Annotated in this window: 16 protein-coding genes; 13 read left to right on the top strand and 3 right to left on the bottom strand. The window is 54.6% G+C overall.

Annotation, left to right across the window (positions count from 1 at the left end; translation table 11 throughout):
- Positions 1-603: a 16S rRNA (guanine(966)-N(2))-methyltransferase RsmD gene (gene rsmD / locus HED64_RS18565; protein WP_168153444.1), complete on the top strand. Its 603-nt coding sequence runs from the start codon at positions 1-3 to the stop codon at positions 601-603.
- On the opposite strand, the gene HED64_RS18560 is transcribed toward rsmD, so the two are convergent.
- Positions 565-1344 carry a fused MFS/spermidine synthase gene (locus HED64_RS18560; protein ID WP_168153443.1) on the bottom strand — a complete coding sequence of 260 codons (780 nt, stop codon included), beginning with the start codon at positions 1342-1344 and terminating at the stop codon, positions 565-567. The genes rsmD and HED64_RS18560 overlap by 39 nt on opposite strands.
- A gap of 2 nt (positions 1345-1346) precedes the next feature.
- A complete protein-coding gene (locus HED64_RS18555; RefSeq protein WP_168153442.1) occupies positions 1347-2558 on the bottom strand; it encodes an aminotransferase class I/II-fold pyridoxal phosphate-dependent enzyme in 1212 nt (403 codons plus the stop codon).
- 115 nt (positions 2559-2673) lie between these two features.
- Here HED64_RS18555 and coaD point away from each other — a divergent pair, with 115 nt between their 5' ends.
- The 10 genes from coaD (at position 2674) to HED64_RS18505 (ending at position 12674) form a co-directional block, all read left to right on the top strand.
- On the top strand, positions 2674-3156 hold the full coding sequence (coaD, locus tag HED64_RS18550) for a pantetheine-phosphate adenylyltransferase (protein WP_132358014.1): 483 nt from the start codon (positions 2674-2676) through the stop codon (positions 3154-3156).
- 43 nt (positions 3157-3199) lie between these two features.
- On the top strand, positions 3200-4096 hold the full coding sequence (gene galU, locus HED64_RS18545) for a UTP--glucose-1-phosphate uridylyltransferase GalU (RefSeq protein WP_168153441.1): 897 nt from the start codon (positions 3200-3202) through the stop codon (positions 4094-4096).
- A 140-nt stretch (positions 4097-4236) separates the two neighbouring features.
- Complete coding sequence (locus HED64_RS18540; RefSeq protein WP_168153440.1) at positions 4237-5289, top strand: LCP family protein; 1053 nt, start codon at positions 4237-4239, stop codon at positions 5287-5289.
- Between the two features lie 110 nt (positions 5290-5399).
- A complete protein-coding gene (locus HED64_RS18535) occupies positions 5400-6269 on the top strand; it encodes an ABC transporter permease (protein WP_342590775.1) in 870 nt (289 codons plus the stop codon).
- A complete protein-coding gene (locus HED64_RS18530; RefSeq protein WP_168153439.1) occupies positions 6253-7116 on the top strand; it encodes an ABC transporter ATP-binding protein in 864 nt (287 codons plus the stop codon). Before HED64_RS18535 ends, HED64_RS18530 begins: the two co-directional genes overlap by 17 nt.
- A gap of 41 nt (positions 7117-7157) precedes the next feature.
- Complete coding sequence (locus HED64_RS18525; protein WP_168153438.1) at positions 7158-8168, top strand: glycosyltransferase family 2 protein; 1011 nt, start codon at positions 7158-7160, stop codon at positions 8166-8168.
- A complete protein-coding gene (locus tag HED64_RS18520; RefSeq protein WP_168153437.1) occupies positions 8165-8989 on the top strand; it encodes a CDP-alcohol phosphatidyltransferase family protein in 825 nt (274 codons plus the stop codon). Before HED64_RS18525 ends, HED64_RS18520 begins: the two co-directional genes overlap by 4 nt.
- Positions 8990-9044: 55 nt before the next feature.
- Positions 9045-9887, top strand: coding sequence for a glycosyltransferase family 2 protein (locus tag HED64_RS18515; protein WP_210149989.1), 843 nt, complete (start codon positions 9045-9047; stop codon positions 9885-9887).
- Between the two features lie 53 nt (positions 9888-9940).
- Positions 9941-10402 (top strand): FAD synthase family protein, encoded by a 462-nt coding sequence (locus tag HED64_RS18510; RefSeq protein ID WP_168153435.1) that lies wholly within the window; start codon positions 9941-9943, stop codon positions 10400-10402.
- A 208-nt stretch (positions 10403-10610) separates the two neighbouring features.
- Positions 10611-12674, top strand: coding sequence for an acyltransferase family protein (locus tag HED64_RS18505; RefSeq protein ID WP_168153434.1), 2064 nt, complete (start codon positions 10611-10613; stop codon positions 12672-12674).
- 112 nt (positions 12675-12786) lie between these two features.
- Here HED64_RS18505 and HED64_RS20210 read toward each other — a convergent pair whose 3' ends face one another.
- Positions 12787-14010: a CDP-glycerol glycerophosphotransferase family protein gene (locus HED64_RS20210; protein ID WP_168153433.1), complete on the bottom strand. Its 1224-nt coding sequence runs from the start codon at positions 14008-14010 to the stop codon at positions 12787-12789.
- Positions 14011-14140: 130 nt separating this feature from the next.
- On the opposite strand from HED64_RS20210, the gene HED64_RS18495 reads away from it, so the two are divergent.
- Positions 14141-15514: a stealth family protein gene (locus tag HED64_RS18495; RefSeq protein WP_168153432.1), complete on the top strand. Its 1374-nt coding sequence runs from the start codon at positions 14141-14143 to the stop codon at positions 15512-15514.
- A gap of 241 nt (positions 15515-15755) precedes the next feature.
- Positions 15756-19244: a CDP-glycerol glycerophosphotransferase family protein gene (locus HED64_RS18490; RefSeq protein WP_168153431.1), complete on the top strand. Its 3489-nt coding sequence runs from the start codon at positions 15756-15758 to the stop codon at positions 19242-19244.
- Positions 19245-19263 lie beyond the last annotated feature (19 nt).

The following is a 19263-nucleotide window of genomic DNA, read 5'->3' as shown; positions in this document are numbered from 1 at the left end:
ATGACTCGTATTGTGGCCGGCGCCGCCGGAGGCATTCCACTCAAGAGCGTGCCAGGGGACTCCACCCGGCCAACCACCGACAGAGTCAAGGAGGCTTTATTCTCCAGACTTGAAAGTTACGACGTCCTAGCCAACGCACGCGTATTGGATCTATACGCTGGCGCTGGGTCGTTAGGCATTGAAGCAGCCAGCAGGGGCGCGCGTTCGGTCTTGCTGGTAGAACTGGCGCCCAAGGCGGTGGCCGTATGCCAAACAAACGCCGGATTAGTTAACAAGGCTCTGCGGAACAGCGCCTTGGTGAGTGTTCGTCGTGGTTCGGTGGACAGCGTTCTCGATTCTTTCGCACCAGTCCCTGGCGGAACCGCCGGGAAATCATGGAACCTCGTATTCATGGATCCGCCGTACCCCTTGAGCGAAGAAGAACTAGCGACAACCTTGGAAAAGGTCTCATTGGTCCTCGACGTTGACGCTACAGTGGTGATCGAGCGATCCACCCGATCTCCAGAACCTATCTGGCCGGCCGGCATGGAAAGGTTCGCTGAGAAGAAGTACGGCGAAACACGACTATGGTTTGCCGAACCCATCCAGGTCGGAACCAAATAGCACGGTCCCCGGATGAGGGCCCGCACTGCGCAACCTTTCCACCCTTGCCAGATCGAGCTTGGCTTGGGTGCCGGCGAGAATCATGTTGCCAGGATATTTTCGAGTGAAGATCTCTGTAGGTGCACTGCCGATCACCGTGGTGAAAATCTCCGAGATGGCGCTAATTTGAGTATCCGCGAAGGAAAAGGGCGGGTCATCGCCGACATTGACCAAGATGATCCCCCCGGGTGACAACAGCGCATCCATCTCCGCGTAAAAGGATGAAACAGTTAGATGTTCCGGAGCGCCAGAGCCACTGAAGATATCGAGAACGATGATATCGAATGATTCATTGATTAGTTCACCGGTCAACACCTCCCGAGCGTCACCAATGATTGTCCTGAGTTTGTGAGGATCTGCCATCGGCAGCGCGTCTAAGACGAAGTCAAGTAGCTCACGCTCCAAATCAACGGCGACTTGATCGCTGCCCGGGCGCAACTTTTGGATATAGCGAGCAAGGGTTAAGGCACCGGCGCCTAAATGGAGCACACGTAGGGGGACTCCCGGCGCGGCCTGCTCATCCACATGGTTTGCCAATCGACGAAGATACTCGTAGAAGATTTCTTCTGGGTGTGCAACGTTAACATGGGATTGTTGGGCATCGCCTAACGACAAGACCCACGCACCGGGGACGAACTCGTCTTCTTCCAGGGTCGCATGGGCTCCAAGTTGGCTGAGCCAGCGGCTGGCACGCTGTGCCACCCTTAGCCACCCAGCTTTGCGGATAGTAGGGACAACCGGGTGGATGCTTCCATGAGTAAAGTCGGCTTCTTGCAGAAGGCAAATCGCATGAGGGTTCGAGTCCGCTCAGCCCCGTCCGGTTGGCAGAAGACTGAGAGTGGAATGCCTGCAACTCCGATCGATTCGGGCATTTGACGAGCCAGATCCAGGGCGTTGTCGAACCCCAGCGGTGCCACGTCGGCGACGATGAAGTAGGTACCACGCGGGCGATATACCGTCATTCCTGCAGCTTCCAATCCACCGGCAAGAATTTCGCAGCGCTCACCCAGATCGCGAGCAAAATTATCGAAGAATGATTTGTCGGAGCCCAGCGCTTCGGCAACGGCGGGTTGGAACGCGGTGCCCGAGGAGTAACTCAAGAATTGCTTGACAGTTCGAACGGCTGCGATGAGCTCAGCTGGTCCCGTTGCCCAGCCAACCTTCCACCCGGTGAATGAAAAGGTCTTCCCAGCCGAAGATACGGTGATCGTACGCTCCCAGGCCCCGGGCAACGACGCGATCGGAATATGGGTAACCCCATAGGTGAGATGTTCATAAACCTCATCGGAGAGAATGAGGCAATCGTGTTTGGTTGCCAACGCAACAATCTCAGCCAGCACCTTTTTGTCAAAGGTGGCGCCCGTTGGATTGTGTGGATTGTTCAGGACCACCATGCGAGTTCGATCGGTGAAGGTGGCGCGCAAATCCTCGATGTCGGGCTGGAAGCTAGGAGCACTCAGAGCGATGGTCTTATGCACGCCACCAGCCAACCCGATAGTTGCCCCATAGGAATCGTAGAAAGGTTCAAAGGTAATGACCTCGTCGCCCGGTTGCACAAAAGCCAGGATCGCCGCCGCGATGGCTTCGGTGGCGCCGGTAGTCACGACAATTTCGTCGTTGTAGTCAACATCTAAATCGTAAAAACGCCGCTGGTGATCCGAAATGGCCTTGCGAAGGGGGAGTATTCCTGCCCCCGGGGCGTACTGATTGAGGTCGCCTGCGACACCGCTGGCCGCGATGTTCTTGAAGATGTGGGGACCATCGGTGTCCGGAAAACCTTGTCCCAAGTTGATGGCATCATGCTTCGCTGCGAGGGTGGTGATTTCCTCAAATATGGTGACACCAAGGTCGCCGCTGGGAGAAAGCAAGTTGGCACCAGCAGCCATGCGCTGCCACGGAAATACGTGAGTGGACATGACTCCATTATTGCTTGAGATTGATTTAGCACTGCCAAAGCACCGAAACGACACGCAGAGTCTTTAGGCGGGCCGAACGGGGAATGAACGAGGTGGGCTTGGTAGATTTCACTGTATGCGTCGAGCCGTCTGCCCCGGGTCTTTTGACCCCATCCATAATGGTCATGTTGAGATCATTGCCCGTGCAAGCAATCTCTTTGATGAAGTCATCGTGGCCGTATCCACGAACTACTCGAAGAAGTACCGTTTTGACGCCGATGAACGCCTTGAGATGGTTCGCGAGACCATTGGTGGTTTACGCGGAGTGAGCGTAGAGCCGATGGGCGAAGGTCTATTGGCAGACTTCTGCAAGCTCCATGGCGCCGATGCGATCGTTAAAGGGCTTCGCTCCACCGTTGATTATCAGTATGAAACGCCCATGGCCGTGATGAATCGCCACATGACCGGTGTGGAAACAGTGTTTTTGGCTGCAGATAACCGGTACACGCACCTTTCCTCCTCGCTCCTCAAAGAGATCCAATCTCTCGGGGGCGACGTTTCGGACTATTTGCCACGAACAGTATTGAAGCGTTTGCGCAATCCAACCCAGTCGTCGTAATTGAGTTCTGAGTTTGTTCATTCCATGACGTAAAGTCAGAACCATGACTCAAAGTAGGCGTGTAATCAAGGCTGTTATTCCGGCTGCAGGGTTGGGAACTCGTTTCCTGCCAGCGACCAAGGCCATGCCCAAGGAAATGCTTCCAGTTGTTGATGAGCCCGCCATCCAGTACGTGGTGGCCGAGGCTGCACGCGCTGGCCTAACCGACGTCTTGATGGTTACCGGACGAAGCAAGCGTGCTCTTGAAGACCACTTTGACCGTGTTCCGTCGTTGGAAGCGACCCTCGAAGCCAAAGGCGACACGGAGAAGCTTAGGCGCGTTCGGGAAGCCACTTCTCTCGGTGATATACATTACATTCGCCAACGCGATCCGAAGGGGCTCGGCCACGCGGTCCTCTGTGCCAAGCAGCACGTGGGCGACGAAGCGTTTGCGGTTCTGCTGGGCGATGATTTGATTGACGAGCGTGATGAATTGCTCTCGATCATGATCGACGTCCAGGAAAAGACTGGTGGTTCCGTCATTGCTCTGATGGAAGTTGACCCCCAGCAGATCAGCGCCTACGGCTGTGCCGATGTCTCGGCCGTCGACGGAGAAGAATTCGTCAAGGTTAATGGTCTGGTGGAGAAGCCATCGGTCGAAGAAGCACCCTCAAACCTCGCGGTAATTGGCCGCTATATCCTTCACCCGCGTGTGTTTGAGGTACTAGATGAGACCGGCCCGGGCAGGGGTGGAGAAATTCAGTTAACAGATGCCCTCCAAACACTGGCAAGCGCCGAGGGTCCGGGTAGTGGAGTGCACGCAGTGATTTTCCGCGGCCGACGATACGACACGGGTGACAAGCTCAGCTACATCCAGGCCGTTATTTCCCTAGCCTGCGATCGCGCTGACCTCGGGCCAGCATTGGTGCCATGGCTTAAGGACTTTGTAGCAAAACGCTAAAATGACCTATGGTGGCAAGGTTGACTCAGCGTCCTCACAGGGACGCTGGTTAGCCTTGCCTTGTTTGTACGAAAGTTTTCGACCGATACATTGCCTCGAGTCGCCCAAGACTTCTCGTTCCGGTCTAATGGAGACGTTGATTGCCTACCAAGAATGATTTTCCCCCAGATTATGTGCCTCGCAGGCTCACTCGACGTAAAAAACGTCGAGGACGAATTGCGCTCATTGTCGGCATCGCCGTCGTGGTCATCGCCGCAATCGTGGCCTCTACCTACGTTGTTAACTTGGTACAGACGTTCAATTCAAAAACCCAAGTCATTGACAACGCCTTCCCCGAAGAAGAATCTCGTCCTGTCAAAGACCCCGAAGACGGTTCACTGAACTTCTTGCTGTTGGGCGTTGACCACGGTGCAGCCGGTACAGCTACCGCGGACTTGCTTCAGGGCGGCGGAACCGACCAGCGCTCAGACTCGATGATGCTGATGCATATTCCTGAAGATCGGTCCGGCGTTTACGTCATGTCGATCATGCGCGATCTCTACACCGACATTCCTGGCTATGGAAGTCAAAAGATCAACGCGGCCATGTCCGAAGGCGGTGTGCCACTAGCCGTCCAGACGGTTGAAGGCATGCTGGATACCAAGATTGATCACGTAGCCATGATTGACTTTGAGGGCTTCAGGGAGCTGACCACAGCGCTTGGTGGCGTCACGGTGACCAACGACTTCGAATTCACTGCCAACGATACAGACTACTTCTACCCCGTCGGTGACATCGAACTAGAGGGTGATCGCGCCCTGAGATTTGTTCGCGAAAGAAAGTCATTCATTGACGGCGATTACCAGCGAGTGCGCAACCAGCAGAAGTTCATTAATGCGGCAATGTCGGAGCTCTTGTCCAAGGACACCCTGACAAACCCTTCCACCATCTTTGAGATCATCGACAAGGTTTCGCCGTATCTTTCGCTGGATAATGGTTTTGATGCAGCGACTGCTGCGGGCTTGGGCGTTCAGCTCAAGAACGTCAGGGCATCCGACATCAAGATGTTCACCCTGCCAACTGCCGGGGTCGGCACCTCTCCCGACGGCCAGTCCATCGTCCTGCGCGACGAGAAAGCCCTTACCGATATCGGCAAAGCGTTGAAAAGTGACACCCTTAAGGCTTACCTGGACGGCGCAAAACTAGACAAGTAGGCAATGATACATAGATCACACATTGGTCGATCGCCCCACGACAGCCGGGCATCACGGTGGGTATCTACTAGACTTCATTAGGTTCGTCAGCGTCAGCGGACGAGTAAACCGTGATCAACGAGGTAACAAGACTTATGACAGCTGCCGAATATGCGGAGCAGCAAGGCCTGAATAGGGTCGGTGCTCGCCCCAGCCTGCGGAGCTATCTGATGCAGGCATGGCAAAGACGTGATTTTGCCTTTGAACTTGCCAGAAGCCGGCTCCAGGCGACTAACCAGCGAAACCGACTGGGTATGCTGTGGGTCATCATCAAACCGACCATGAACGCGTTGATGTATGGCGTTATTTTTGGACTTTTGCAGGCAAATAAGCCGCACGACTTCCCGGCTTATGTAGTCATTGGTGTCTTCTTCTTCGAGTTCTTTACGGGTTCGGTGAATTCCGGTGCTAAATCCATCACCGGTAACGCCTCCTTGGTCCAATCCCTCTCATTCCCTCGCATCACCCTTCCCATCGCTGCGGTGATCCAACAGTTTCTGACCTTGGTTCCAATGCTGGGGGTCATGTTCATTTACTGCATGATCCTGGGTACACCGCCCAAGTGGAGTTGGCTGATGGTTGTTCCTCTGCTGGCTCTCTTTACGATGTTTAATACCGGCATGGCCTTGGTATGTGCTCGACTCACCGTACATATACGCGACTTTACGCAGTTCCTCCCTCTTATCACGAGGGTCTTGTTTTACACCTCTGGCGTGCTGTTCGGTGTTGACCGTATTCTCAATGCCTTCCCCATTTTGGTGCGAATGTTTGACTTCCACCCGCTCTATCAAGCGCTGCAAATTGCCCGTGGCTCCATCATGAACAGCGTCGACTATCCGCCGTTCTATTGGGTGGTCCTAGGCGTTTGGGCTGTTGTCGCGCTTGTCGGAGGCACCATCTACTTCTGGTCTGCGGAGGAACGTTATGGTCGAATTGACTAGTTTTGATGACTTAATTAATCCACGTCTACATGCAAAGTTTGAACCGGCACCCGTCTTCGACGATTCGCCAATGGTGGCTTCCGAATCGCCCAAAGTAGCCATCGACGGGGATCGTGTTCCCGTAGTCATCGTCGATGACTTGCATGTGAAGTACCAGGTCTATTCCAGTGGAAAGTCTTTGGGTGGCGCAGGGGCCAAGAGGTTGCTGCAAGCCTCAACCCGTGGCATTCGCGAAGTACACGCCATTAAAGGCATCTCGTTTGTGGCCTACGAAAACGAGTCGATCGGTGTGATTGGCTCCAACGGTTCGGGCAAGTCCACGCTGATGCGTACCATCACGGGGCTCACCACACCCGCTTCGGGTTCGGTCTATGCTTCTTCTCGTCCCAACATGTTGGGCGTTGGCGCAGCGTTGATCGCAGACCTCTCTGGGGATAAAAACATTGTTCTCGGTGGCTTAGCGCTTGGCTACAACCGCCAAGAAATTAGTGCCATGCGTGAAGACATCATCAAGTTTGCCGAACTGGAAGAGTTCATTGATCTTCCGATGCGAACGTACAGCTCGGGTATGTCGGCGCGTCTGAAATTCGCCATTGCTGCTTCCAAACAGCATGACATCCTCATCGTTGATGAGGCCTTGGCTGTCGGCGATGCGCGTTTCCGCAAGCGCAGTGAAGCCAGGATCCGCGAAATTCGGGAAAACGCAGGCACCATTTTTCTCGTCTCCCACTCCATGAACTCGATTATTGACACGTGCAATAGGGCTCTGTGGATTGAGAAGGGCGTTCTGATCATGGACGGGGATGCCAAGACCGTCGTGAACGCCTACAAGGCCAAGAAAAAGTGACAAGTGCCCAGACGGCAAAGTTTCACGGCGTCTCTTATGTCATGCCGGTTCTCAACGAGGCAAACTATTTACGTGAAGCCGTCGCTAGCGTGCTCTCCCAAGAGTACAAAGGTGACAAGGAAATCGTTCTCGCCCTAGGACCGAGCACCGATGCCACGGACGAGGTTGCCGCGCAGCTTGCGTCGGAGGACCCTCGGGTGAAGTTGGTTCACAATCCAATGGGGAGAACCCCCATTGGCCTAAATCTTGCGATCAAAGCGTCCACACAGCCAATCGTTGTGCGCGTTGATGCGCACAGCGAATTGGAACCTTCCTATACCGCTCGCGGTATCGAGACGCTGTTTCGTGTTGACGCCCATGATGTGGGCGGCCTGATGGACGCCCGCGGCAAGAATCCGCTTCAGCGAGCGGTGGCTGCGGCCTACCATTCGCCATGGGGTATGGGCGGCGCCGCCTACCATAACGGTGGCGATGAAGGACCGGCAGAGTCCGCCTACCTTGGCATCTTCCGTCGAGAAATTTTTGACGAAGTTGGATACTACGACGAGTCGCTGTGGCGCGCCCAGGATTGGGAGCTCTGCCTGCGGATTCGGCAGGCAGGACGAACAGTCTGGTTTGACCCGGAACTTTGCACCGGATATTTCCCACGTGATGACTTTAAGTCCTTGGCCGCGCAATCCTATGCTTCTGGGATGTGGCGCGGGGAGATTGCCCGTCGATATCCGGACGGCAAGTCATTGCGTCATGATCTCCCGCCACTGATGGTCGTCGGTACCACCCTCGGCCTCGTGGCCTGGATCGTGCACCCGTCGGTAGCTCAGCATCTGCCTCCGGTTGTGAATTTCATCGTCAACCTGGCCAAGGTTGCACCAATTGGTTATGCGGGCCTGGTGGTATTTGCCGCAGCACGGTCGAAGCGAGCATCGACCCTTGAAAAGGTCCTGATGCTCAGGGTCTTGCCGACCATCCACTTCCCGTGGGCCGTCGGCTTTGTTAAGGGACGCCTCCGTGGCGCGCAGGGCACAATTGACAAGGGAAGGGTACGTTCATGAGCAACGATTTTGCACGCCCCAGTAATCCGACCCTCGAGCAGTTGCGTGCCGTCTGCCAACCGCCGGAGGTCCGAGCTCGACGCAACGCCGAACACTGGACCGCCGAACTGTACCTGCGCCACATTTCGATCTACCTGACGGCCGTCTTGGTGCGCACCCGCATCAGCGCCAATGGTGTCACCGGGCTGATGATCCTGGCTGGCTGGCTCATGTCGATTGCACTACTCATTCCCGGCGTTTGGGGACCGCTGCTGGCGGTGGTTCTTTCCCAGGTACAGCTCTATTTCGATTGCAGTGATGGTGAAGTAGCGCGCTGGCGCGGAACGCAGTCACCCCGCGGGATCTTCATCGATATGGTTGGCCACCACACCACCGAGGCCCTCATTCCTCTGGCTTTGGGTTATCGCGTATTCCGTGAGCTACAGACCCAGGGGGCAGATGCCTCTCAAGCATGGCCGACGCTATTTATTGCCGCAGTGCTTTCCACCCTTCTGGTGCTTAACCGTTCCCAGAGCCTCATGGTTCACGCGGCTCGCAGCATGGCCGGTCTGGGCAAGCTCCCGGATACCGCCGAAGCGCGAGCCGTCTCGCAGACGAGCCTCGTGGGCAAGCTGCGTTCGGCAGCACGATTCCTTCCCTTCCACAAGATGCTTCACGCTGTTGAACTCAGCCTGCTCATCTTGGTTCTGTCGGTGGTCTCGCTCATTGCAGGAACTCCGGGAATCGCCGAAAAGTGGATGCTGTGGATTCTTCTCCCGGCGGTAGTGCTGGTCAATTTCGGTCACTTCGTCGCCACCATGGCTTCATCACGGTTGCGGTGATCCAGTGAAAAACGCTTCACCTGCTCTACCCACCGTCGGAGTGGTAGTGCTGACCATGGGTGCCAGGCCTCAGGAGCTGGACCGAGCCCTCAAGAGCTTGCTGGCGCAACGGAACGTCGAGCTTGACGTCATTGTCGTGGGTAACGGGTGGGATCCACTGGGCCTGCCCGAGGGCGTCCGCGGTAAGTACCTGGAAGATAACCTCGGCATCCCCGCTGGTCGAAATGCCGGCGTGCCACATGTCGCGGGGGAGTACCTCTGCTTCGTTGATGATGACTGCTGGTTCCTGGATGACAACTTTCTTGAAACTGCCATCCAGCGTTTCAAGAAGCACCCAAAAATGGGACTGCTGCAACCCCGAATTACCGATCCCGAACGCGATGACGATCCCACCCGCTGGATCCCGCGGCTGAACAAGCGCACGGCCATCGAATCAAGCCGAGTCTTCCATGTGGGGGAAACATGCCTGCTGATGCCACGCTACATCTTTGATGAAACCGGCGGATGGGCCGGCGGCTTTTGGTACGCGCACGAGGGCATCGAACTGGCCTGGCGAGTCTGGGACACCGGACACCATGTTTGGTACGCGGGTGATCTGCGGATTGCCCACCCTGTCGTGGATCAGCGCAGGCACGAAGAGTTCTACCGGCTCAACGCCCGTAACCGCGTGTGGCTGGCCAAGCGAAACCTACGCTGGCCATTTAGCTGGATCTACGTCAGCAGCTGGGCTCTGATTGAAACCGCTCGTCTGCGCAAAGAACCCGGAGCCGTGCGGCAATACTTTGGTGGCTGGCGCGCCGGGTGGCGCGAGAACCCTTGGTACTCATCCCCGAGACCTAAACTGAAATGGTCAACTCATCTTCGGATGATGTTGGCCGGCCGGCCCCCCATTATCTAATTACCGGCGCCACGCGTGTACCCCCTCCGCCGATCCAAGCATTGGAGCCAATCTTGGCCAAGACAGTACTTACCTACGGAACCTTTGACCTCTTCCACGTGGGTCACTTGAACATCCTCAAGCGACTCAAGGAGAAGGGCGATCGTTTGATCGTCGGTGTTTCCACCGATGAATTCAACGCCGTCAAAGGCAAAAAGCCCATCGTGCCCTTTGAACAGCGCCTCGAAATCGTTCAGGCCATTCAGTACGTTGACTTGGCCATCCCGGAAGACAACTGGGACCAAAAGCGTCTGGACATTGCCAAGTACGATGTTGACGTCTTCGGCATTGGTGAGGATTGGAAGGGCAAGTTTGACGACCTGGGCGACAAGGTGGAAGTCATCTACCTGCCGCGAACCACAGGGATCTCAACGACGGAACTCAAGCGAGTCCTCAGTGCCTTCGACGAGCGCCACGTCGCGAAGCTGAAGGACACCCTCGATTCCCTGAGCCAGATTGTCAAGGAACTTAGTTAGCCGTCTCAAATCACGAGGCTAGAGGCAAGCGCTGTCGGTGGGGCGATAGTTTCGGTGTGTCTTGGCACAAAGCGATCCACATGAATGGTGGTTAGAACCGTTTCCGACGCTTTCGCTGCTCTCCAAACTCAAAATATCAGGTGCAGCAAGTTTGATTCGTCGTCGTTATGCCACGGGATCCTTAGGATTCGAAACGAGTGAAAGATTTATGAGCAACACGATCACGGGTACAAAATTCAGACTCGACATTCAGGGACTACGCGCTATTGCTGTGGGTCTTGTCGTAATTTATCACTTGCTCCCTCAATCGATTACTGGTGGCTTCATTGGAGTTGATGTTTTCTTCGTCATCTCCGGTTATCTGATCACTTCGCATCTGGTCAAGCATCCACCGAGTCAGATCAAAGACCTAGGATCTTTCTGGCTGCGTAGGGTTAAACGACTACTGCCTGCCGCAATGCTGGTGCTCCTGAGCACGATCGTTGCCGTTCGCGTCCTGACGCCGGAATCGTTTTGGCGCGAGAACACGTTGCAAGCCATTGCCTCAGCGTTCTACTCGCAAAACTGGTATCTGCTGAAGACCAGTGTTGATTACCTGGCCGAAGACAATGCGCCCACAGCGGTGCAACATTATTGGTCCCTGGCCGTTGAAGAACAGTTCTACCTGATATGGCCGATCTTCATCGCTGGCTTAGTCTGGTTCGCTGCAAAGCAGAAGTTAAAAGCAAAGACCATCCTGCTTTCTGGTGTTGTGTTCATAGTTGTGGTTTCTGGGATCTACTCTGTCTACCTGACAAGTACCAATCCGTCGGTGGCCTACTTCTCCACATTCACTCGTGCGTGGGAGCTCGCGGCGGGTGCCGTCGTAGCGCTTCTTCCGAGGCCTCGTCCTTCCTTTAGCCGTACACCCGTAGCCGCGCTCCTTGCATGGGCAGGATTGGCTGGAATCGTTGTTGCAGGTATTCGCTTTGATGCAGGAACCGCGTTTCCAGGTTATGCCGCGGCACTTCCGGTCTTCGGTACGGCGCTTGTCATTTGGGTAGCTGCCACCTCGCGTGTCTCGCCCAACAGTCTGCTTAGTTCGAAGCCTTTCCAGTTTTTGGGGGCTCACTCATACTCGATCTATCTCTGGCATTGGCCCCTCCTTGTCCTAGTGCCATTTGTGTCGGGCCCCTTGGGGACGCTGGATCTCTTGGCGATCGCTGCAGCCACAATCGTTCTTTCGATGCTCAGCAAGAAATATGTCGAGGATGCTTTTCGCAAAACACTGGATGTCTCCCGATATGTCACACCCGTCAGGTTCCTCATTGTAGGAACCGCTGTCATTTCACTGATCGCCGGAGGCATTGCTACCGAAGCAAGTATCCGCAAGGCAAACGAATCAGTTCAACTCGCTGCGGCACTCAAGGGCGAGGTCCCGTGTTTCGGAGCCTCGGTGTTGCACGAAGAAACAGAATCGTGCGCGTATAACCCACGCAATAACCTGATACTGCCTGCATCATTGGCCAAGACCGACAAGTCCGATGCCTATAAAGATGGTTGCTGGTCTAACGAGCCGTATGCCAAGAAACCGAAGTGCACCTACGGAACCGGAAAAACTCAGGTTGCCTTGGTAGGCAATTCCCACGCCGGACATTGGTTACCCGCGTTGCAAAGGATTGCAGATGAGAACGATTGGACGATCACCACGTTCCTTGTCTCCCGGTGCAACCCGACCGATGCCAAGCTGAAATTTGATGCAGAGGTGAAGGCACAGGGCTGTTCGGATTACGGACAATGGGTTCTTGACCAGACCAGCAAGGGGCAGTTTGACTTTGTAATTACGTCCGAAAGGCAGTCCGTTCCCGTTGCGAATCAGAGTTTTGCTTCAACAGAACCTTCCGCACGTGCTGGTTACAAAAGCTATCTGAAAAAGTGGGCGGCCGCCGGCACTCCAATCGTGATCATTCGAGATACGCCGTTCCCTGGAGCCACGGTTAAAAACATTCCGGACTGCGTTGCTGTTGCTGCCAATCCCAATGCTTCGTGCTCCGGCAGCACGGACGAATGGCAATGGATGGACCCGTTGGCTGATGCTGCAGGGGCCATGAAAATTCCAAACGTTGAAGTTGTGGATCCCACGCGTTACTTCTGCCAGAAGGGCACGTGCCCGGCTGTCATCGGCGGCACTGTTGTCTATTTCGATGGGTCGCACATCACCGCATCGTATGCTGCCACCTTGTCCCCGTACTTAGAAAAGGACATAGTCAAGGCGTTGAAGCGAGCCTCGTAGTTGCAGTGAACGACGCTCGCCGCCGCGAACATCACGCACAAGGTTTAGCAGGCAACGTCCGTTGATCACGGCATAGTCACTCAAGGGTGATTCAATCCGGGCAGGGGAGTCCTTAGCGCTGGCGAACTCCGGCTACGCGAGCTGCAGCTTCTATGAATCGGTCAGTGGAGTGGCCAAGTGCGGGAGAACCAAACACCCTTTTTTGCAGTGATCGTTGTTCACTCGTAACACCCGCGGTGGCGAGGCGTTCTAGCTCGTCCCCAAACGCTCGAGTGTTGTCATGATCGAGCAGGTCCTTGGCCTGCTTCAGCAAGAGCGTTTGGCTGGGAGCGAGTTCTTTGGTTATTTCGGTATTTTCACTGTGAAGTAGCAGCATAGGCTTATCCAACCCAACTGCATCCATGGCTATGGCGGAAATATCGCAGATGACAATATCTGCTTCGAGGATGCTCAGTCCCGAGTCGTCGTTCTGATCAATGTGATGGCCGGCTGCGGGTGCTTTGCTGGAAGCAGCGGAGATGGCTTTCCTGATATTAGCCAATTCCTGTCGCGCCGTTGCCGACCAGCTCCCTGTCTTTGGGTGGGGCCTAAAGATGACAGTGAATCTTTCATCGGAAAGCAACGCCGTGACGATTTTGAGGCCGACCCGCGCGATAGAGCTGTAGTCCATATTTTTTCCGTCGCCTTCCCAAGTCGGCGCGTATAGGACCTTCACACGTGATTCTGCTAACCGAGGCGGCGAACCGTTGGCGACAACGTCGAGCTGCGGTCGGCCAATCTCTACCAGCTTGGTCGCATCAAAACGTGGGATGGCGTTGATGATTCGAGATCGGGCAACCTCGCCGGCAATGAAGGCGAAGTCGTAGGCTTTTAGCTGGTTCGACACCATTGATGATTTTTCACTCTCACCATGGCTCAAATGAACGTGGGCGGGGCCGCTTACTCGAAGCATTGTAAAGTTCGCTTGAGAATTGTTGACGTAGAAGATGCCCGATGTTCCCCAGGATGCCAGCAACGACTCGATGGTTTCCATCGAACGAGAAAGCAAGATTGGCAGACGCGTGCTGCTGGCCACGAATTTTGCAGTGAGCGAGTTCATGACGACCACACACACACCATAACCGCGATCGGCAAGGGACTCGAAGGGGACGAGCCACTGTTCTAATTGGTACCTCTGCCCGGGGCCATCGGCGAAGAAGAGGATGAAGTCCACCGCGTCGTCCTGCTGAGGAGTGGATGAGCGTAGCGCTCCGATGACTCGCTTTTCCACGGCCATCGCATGGATTCTTCCGGAAAGAAGTTTGGTCTGGCGCGTCAAGGTTTCAAGGATAGTCACGAACCCATCTTAGATGTCTCGAATTATGTGGTGAGTTCAGGTTGTCAGAACTTCTCAGGGAAAATGAATAGACTAGACAGGCAGCAAACGCGAACAGCGCTTTGACGGTAATACCTTGAAGGAAGTGGACATGAGCCTGATATCCGGTTGGAAAGGACGGGTTGGTGCCTTGATTCCTCCAAGCTACTGGCAACACGCCATTGCTCTAGTGGACAGAAAGACCCCTGCTGCAATCACCAACATCGCCAGCCTGCGGCAAATGCAAGCTGAAGCAATGGAGACGGTCATTGCTTCCTCAGGTCTGAAGGTGCATTGGGCCAACGGTGTAGCCACGGTCAATGTCGGACCGAACGACGCGACCGAATTGCGCGCCCTACTGAGTTCCGCAGGATTTAGCCTCGAGCCCATCATGAAGGAAGCGCTGAGCCAAGATGCTATCGCTGGATGGAGCTGCGCCACCAGGTCTCAGGTCGGGCGTCGGAGGGACTTGACCGAGACGATAGGTGTTCGGTTGTTAGTGGCTTCTGGCGGACAGCAGCCGACCTCTAGAAATCTTTTGGATGTGAGAGAGACCATCGACCTCGTGTACACGTGGGTTGACGGTTCTGATGAGGAGTGGAAGGCGAACCGGTTGCGGGCCGAGGATCGGATCACCGGTGAACTTCCACCGACGGCCAACGATGAGGCTCGTTACCAATCGCATGATGAACTCCGATTTTCGTTGAGATCCGTTGAAGCGTTCCTGCCATGGGTTAATCAGATCTTCATCGTGACGGCCGGACAGCATCCCGCCTGGCTCGACACCGACAATCCGAAGATTACCCTGGTGGACCACGCCGATATCTTCGAGGATCCTGCTGCCTTGCCGACTTTCAATTCGCATTCGATCGAGTCGCAGTTGTACCGGATCCCGAATCTGTCCGAGCGTTTCCTCTACGTCAACGACGATGTGTTTTTCGGTCGACCACTAGGCAAACAGGTTTTCTACACTCCAACCGGGTACCCCAAATTCTCACTGTCGGACGCACGTTTTGATCTACCGGAGACCGCCAACTTGCCGGTGAATATTGCTGCCCGAAATAACAATCGGCTCTTGGCATCCACGTTCGGGATGACAACCAGCCACAAATTCAAGCATGTCGCGCATGCACAACTTATGTCCACACTAAAGACCATCGCTGAGACACATCCGGCGGAAGTGACGGCTACCGCCAAAGCTAGGTTCAGGAGCGAGAGTGATCTTTCGATACCTTCTGCACTAGCCCATTACTACGGGTGTGCGATGGGTGCGGCTTTTCCGGCTGACGTCGATTATCGATACATCGATCTGGGCTCCGAAAGTGCACAGCAGAAAATTGCGCGACTTTTTCTACAAAAACGTCCCCAGATGTTTTGTCTCAACGAAGTCACTTCAACGCCAGCTAGGACGGCTGAAGTCTCGACTAGTGTCGAGCAGTTCCTACAGAGAATGTTCCCGTGGCCGTCCTCGTTTGAGACCCCATAGGCTTCAAGCACCATGCCCGAAGGCGCCTGATGCAGCCCAGCTACTGACAGCATTTCAGCCACAACCTCGACAGGTCGGTTAGGACGACCCCGAGGACTACCGCTGGGCTGCTGGCACAAGACCAACTTGATCCGATTTTGCATGATTTCTTAGACTGAAAGGTTGCTTTGTGAAGCACAAACCCACGAGCTTGGCGAGCATGATCCAGGACCTATATGGGAGGAACCTTCACCGTAAGGACTTGAACCGCAAGACCCGAACAAACAAGGGCGCGCTTTCACTTACGGTAAGCCAAGTAGGTACGGACCTGCTGGTGAGGACGCACAGCAACCAACAACCTTCGGGACTCAGCTTCTTGCGGGGAACAACCATCATTGCCCGTTCGGAACTGAAAACTTCCACGCAAATTGGCCCTGACGTTTTCGACTCCTTCGGTACTTTCGATCTTGTCCGACTGACAAAACAATGGCAAACGGCAGTAACTAAAATGCTTGCCGAAGATTCTGAATTCGCTGAGGATCCTGAGAACGCTGAAGAATCCGAGGACGGAGGCGGATACGATCCCACCGTTGGCTATCTCCGAGTGTGTATGGAGTATGCCGGTGAAGTCGGAGCGCTTCCGCTTGGTGTTGCGGCAGTCGAGATTCCCGGGCATGATTTGCCCCTCTCCAGAGCAGAAATGAACCAGCTTGTCGAAGAGGGCACTCTTGACGAGGGAGATGCGGTGCGCTTTCACCGTGTTATTGGCCGCGCCGGAGAAACTGAGCTGGGGAAACTCGAACAAAACAATAGTCCTTATGGCAGTGCGCATCCATACATCAATAAGCGAGGCGAGCTTGCAATCGCGATGAACCGCTCAGTTACGCACAGCGTTAAACTGCGTACTGACGCGATATCGGTTCATGAGGGTTCCTTGCGTTTGGCGGGCCTTGCCTACAGTAAGACCTCACGTATTGTCTCCGGTCAGTTGCTTGTCATCGGGCGCCGTAGCGGCCAAGAATTCACGGCACCGGCTGACCTTCGACTGGTCCAACCGCAGACGAGTAAGCGATACGGATTCGGGCGATATTCATGGAACGCCGAAGTGTCCTTTGTCGGTCAGGATTGGCAACAGATCGACACCTCGGACAATTTTGACGTGTATCTCGAAGTTGTCATTTTTGGCGTTGAAGATCCTGTACGCCTTCGCATTGCACGGACTCCCTATGCTATTCGGGCGACAACTCGTGGCGGTGACTTCACCTTAGACGGTAAGACGCTGGTAATTAACCCCTATTACACGTTCAAGCGCAAGGCCACCTCGCTGATTCTTGAAGTCATCGAGAGGGAATCCTTCGAAGTTCTTCAGAACTTCAACCCCGTTCTGAACAAGGTCGCGGCTCGCGGCCGGAAACCGATATGGCTCATCGGCGAATTGCCATATAAAGCTCAAGACAACGGCTACCACTTCTTCAAATACGTCAGGGAGAACCACCCCGAGGTCGACGCGTACTACGTCATCGATTTGTCCTCCCCAGAGTTCGAAAACGTTCGCGCACTGGGCAACGTCGTTGGCTACCAGTCGAAAGAACATTTTGAGATCGCGTTGGCAGCCGACCGCATTATTGGATCGCACCATCCCGATTATCTGTATCCAACTCGGCACCCAGCTTTCGTTTCAAAGTCTCGTGCTGGAAAGGTTTTCCTTCAGCACGGAGTCATGGGTACTAAGTGGATGGTGCCAAATTACGGGAAAAAGTCCGTCGGCTTCACAACAGACCTGTTCTGTGTGTCGTCTGAGCATGAAAAGTCTTATATCGTTGGCGATTTTGGTTACGATCCGAAGGAAGTCGCTGTCACCGGCCTGCCTCGGTTCGATGCATTGTTCAACACGGATGTTCAAGTTCGTTCGCGACAAGTTCTGATCATCCCGACGTGGAGAGATTGGCTCCAAAATGGCGAGGCATTCATTGAGTCCGAGTACTTCCAGCAATGGAACGGTTTCCTGCATGACCCCGAGTTGGCCAAACTTGTTCGCGAAAACGATCTTGAGCTGCTTTTTTGTCTTCACCCAAACATGCAGCACTTCAGGGCTTACTTCCAGGACGCTCCGGTGCGAATCATTGAACAAGGGGAAGTCGATGTCCAGTATTTGATGAAGCAGAGTGCCGCCATGGTGACCGACTACTCAAGTGTTGGTTTCGACTTTAGCTTCCTCGAAAAGCCAGTGCATTACTTCCAATTCGATCGCGGACGTTTTTTGGGTAAGTCCGGATCTCACCTTGACTTGGATCAGGAGTTACCTGGTGCAATTGCCGTCACACGTGAGGCCTTAATCGAGCGCCTCTCCGAGACCGTGGAGCGAGGGATGTCTATCGATCCTACTAATCACGATCGAGCATCGAACTTTATCGTGGCTCGTGACCGAAACCATTCGGCGCGTGTTTTTGAGGCGATTTCAAAACTGCAGGTGTCACCACTTCGCGTCAAAAAGCTACAACAGAACGAACTTGCCGACAAGGTGCAGAATCGTTTCCGAAGAAGTGGCTATTACTACCCCGTGATGAAACGCATGCAATCTTTGCTCCGGCGCCTACCGACCGATGGGGAACTTATCGTTTTCGAATCTGGTCTGGGTAAGCAGTATGCAGATTCACCTAGATACATTTATGAGGAGCTGCTTCGGCGAGGTGACACTCGCAAGAAGGTCTGGATCTACTCCGGACAACACAAATTTACGGATCCAAACACGATCGCGGTAAAACGGCTTTCGATGGAATACTTCTGGCATCTCGCCCGGGCCAAGTACTGGGTAGTGAACCAGAACCTGCCGTTCTACGTGACGCGTCGCAAGGCAGGGATTTATGTTCAGACATGGCACGGGACACCCCTCAAGCGCATGCTCAATGACATTGAAGATATTCAGGGTCGCGACGAGGGCTACCTTGAGCGCGTCACTCGGGCTATCAGTCAATGGTCGTACCTTCTGTCACCGAGCCCATATGCAACCGAAGCTATGCGCAGCGCCTTTGCGTATAAGGGGCCGATCTTGGAACTCGGTTACCCGCGAAACGACCCATTGTTGGAGCCTTCGGCGCCAACACGTGCCCAAGCGATCAAAAACACGTTGGGGATTCCGGACGAGCATAAGGTCGTCCTTTACGCGCCTACCTTCCGCGATGACGCTGGCAACGGAAAAGGTCGGTTTACTTTTCAGCTTCCCTTCGATCTCGAGACGTTTAACGAGCGCTTCGGCGAAAACACCGTGCTGCTCCTTCGCATGCATGTCTTGGTAAGCTCCGGAATTTCTGTTCCCAACGAATTGGCGGGCAGGGTACTGAATCTTTCTGCCTATCCCGAAATTCAAGACTTGTACCTTGTCAGCGATGTATTGATCACCGACTATTCTTCGGTCTTCTTCGACTACGCGCTGCTGAGGCGCCCGATTGTCTTCTTCGCATATGATCTCGATAACTACCGTGACAACCTGCGTGGGTTCTATTTGGACTATGACAAAGAACTTCCTGGGCCAATTGTTCGTGACGAAGAGGAGCTTTGGGACGTACTGGGTGAGGCGCTCAGCGGTCAACAGGCCGTGACGGGCCCCAGCGATGCTTTCATCGCGAAATTCGCTCCGCACGATGATGGTTTCTCGGCACGTAGGGTTGTAGATGAAATATTCGGTGTTGAAGGATCTGATCCAGCACGTGTTGCCGCAAACGGTTTTGGTTCCGGTCACGAATCACGCTAGGATGGAATGTCGGTCTATG

The organism is Paeniglutamicibacter terrestris (genome assembly GCF_012271785.1).
GTDB classification, from domain to species: Bacteria; Actinomycetota; Actinomycetes; order Actinomycetales; family Micrococcaceae; genus Paeniglutamicibacter; species Paeniglutamicibacter terrestris.
Note: the sequence above shows the minus strand (reverse complement) of the source record. Positions and strands in the feature narration are given on the sequence as shown.

Bases quoted from the DNA above. Each gene is read 5' to 3' on its own strand.
- HED64_RS18520 (WP_168153437.1), top strand. From the start codon at position 8,165: ATGAGCAACGATTTTGCACGCCCCAGTAATCCGACCCTCGAGCAGTTG.
- HED64_RS18515 (WP_210149989.1), top strand. From the start codon at position 9,045: ATGGGTGCCAGGCCTCAGGAGCTGGACCGAGCCCTCAAGAGCTTGCTG.
- galU (WP_168153441.1), top strand. From the start codon at position 3,200: ATGACTCAAAGTAGGCGTGTAATCAAGGCTGTTATTCCGGCTGCAGGG.
- HED64_RS18555 (WP_168153442.1), bottom strand. From the start codon at position 2,558: ATGTCCACTCACGTATTTCCGTGGCAGCGCATGGCTGCTGGTGCCAAC.
- HED64_RS18525 (WP_168153438.1), top strand. From the start codon at position 7,158: ATGCCGGTTCTCAACGAGGCAAACTATTTACGTGAAGCCGTCGCTAGC.
- rsmD (WP_168153444.1), top strand. From the start codon at position 1: ATGACTCGTATTGTGGCCGGCGCCGCCGGAGGCATTCCACTCAAGAGC.
- HED64_RS18505 (WP_168153434.1), top strand. From the start codon at position 10,611: ATGAGCAACACGATCACGGGTACAAAATTCAGACTCGACATTCAGGGA.
- coaD (WP_132358014.1), top strand. From the start codon at position 2,674: ATGCGTCGAGCCGTCTGCCCCGGGTCTTTTGACCCCATCCATAATGGT.
- HED64_RS18495 (WP_168153432.1), top strand. From the start codon at position 14,141: ATGAGCCTGATATCCGGTTGGAAAGGACGGGTTGGTGCCTTGATTCCT.
- HED64_RS18530 (WP_168153439.1), top strand. From the start codon at position 6,253: ATGGTCGAATTGACTAGTTTTGATGACTTAATTAATCCACGTCTACAT.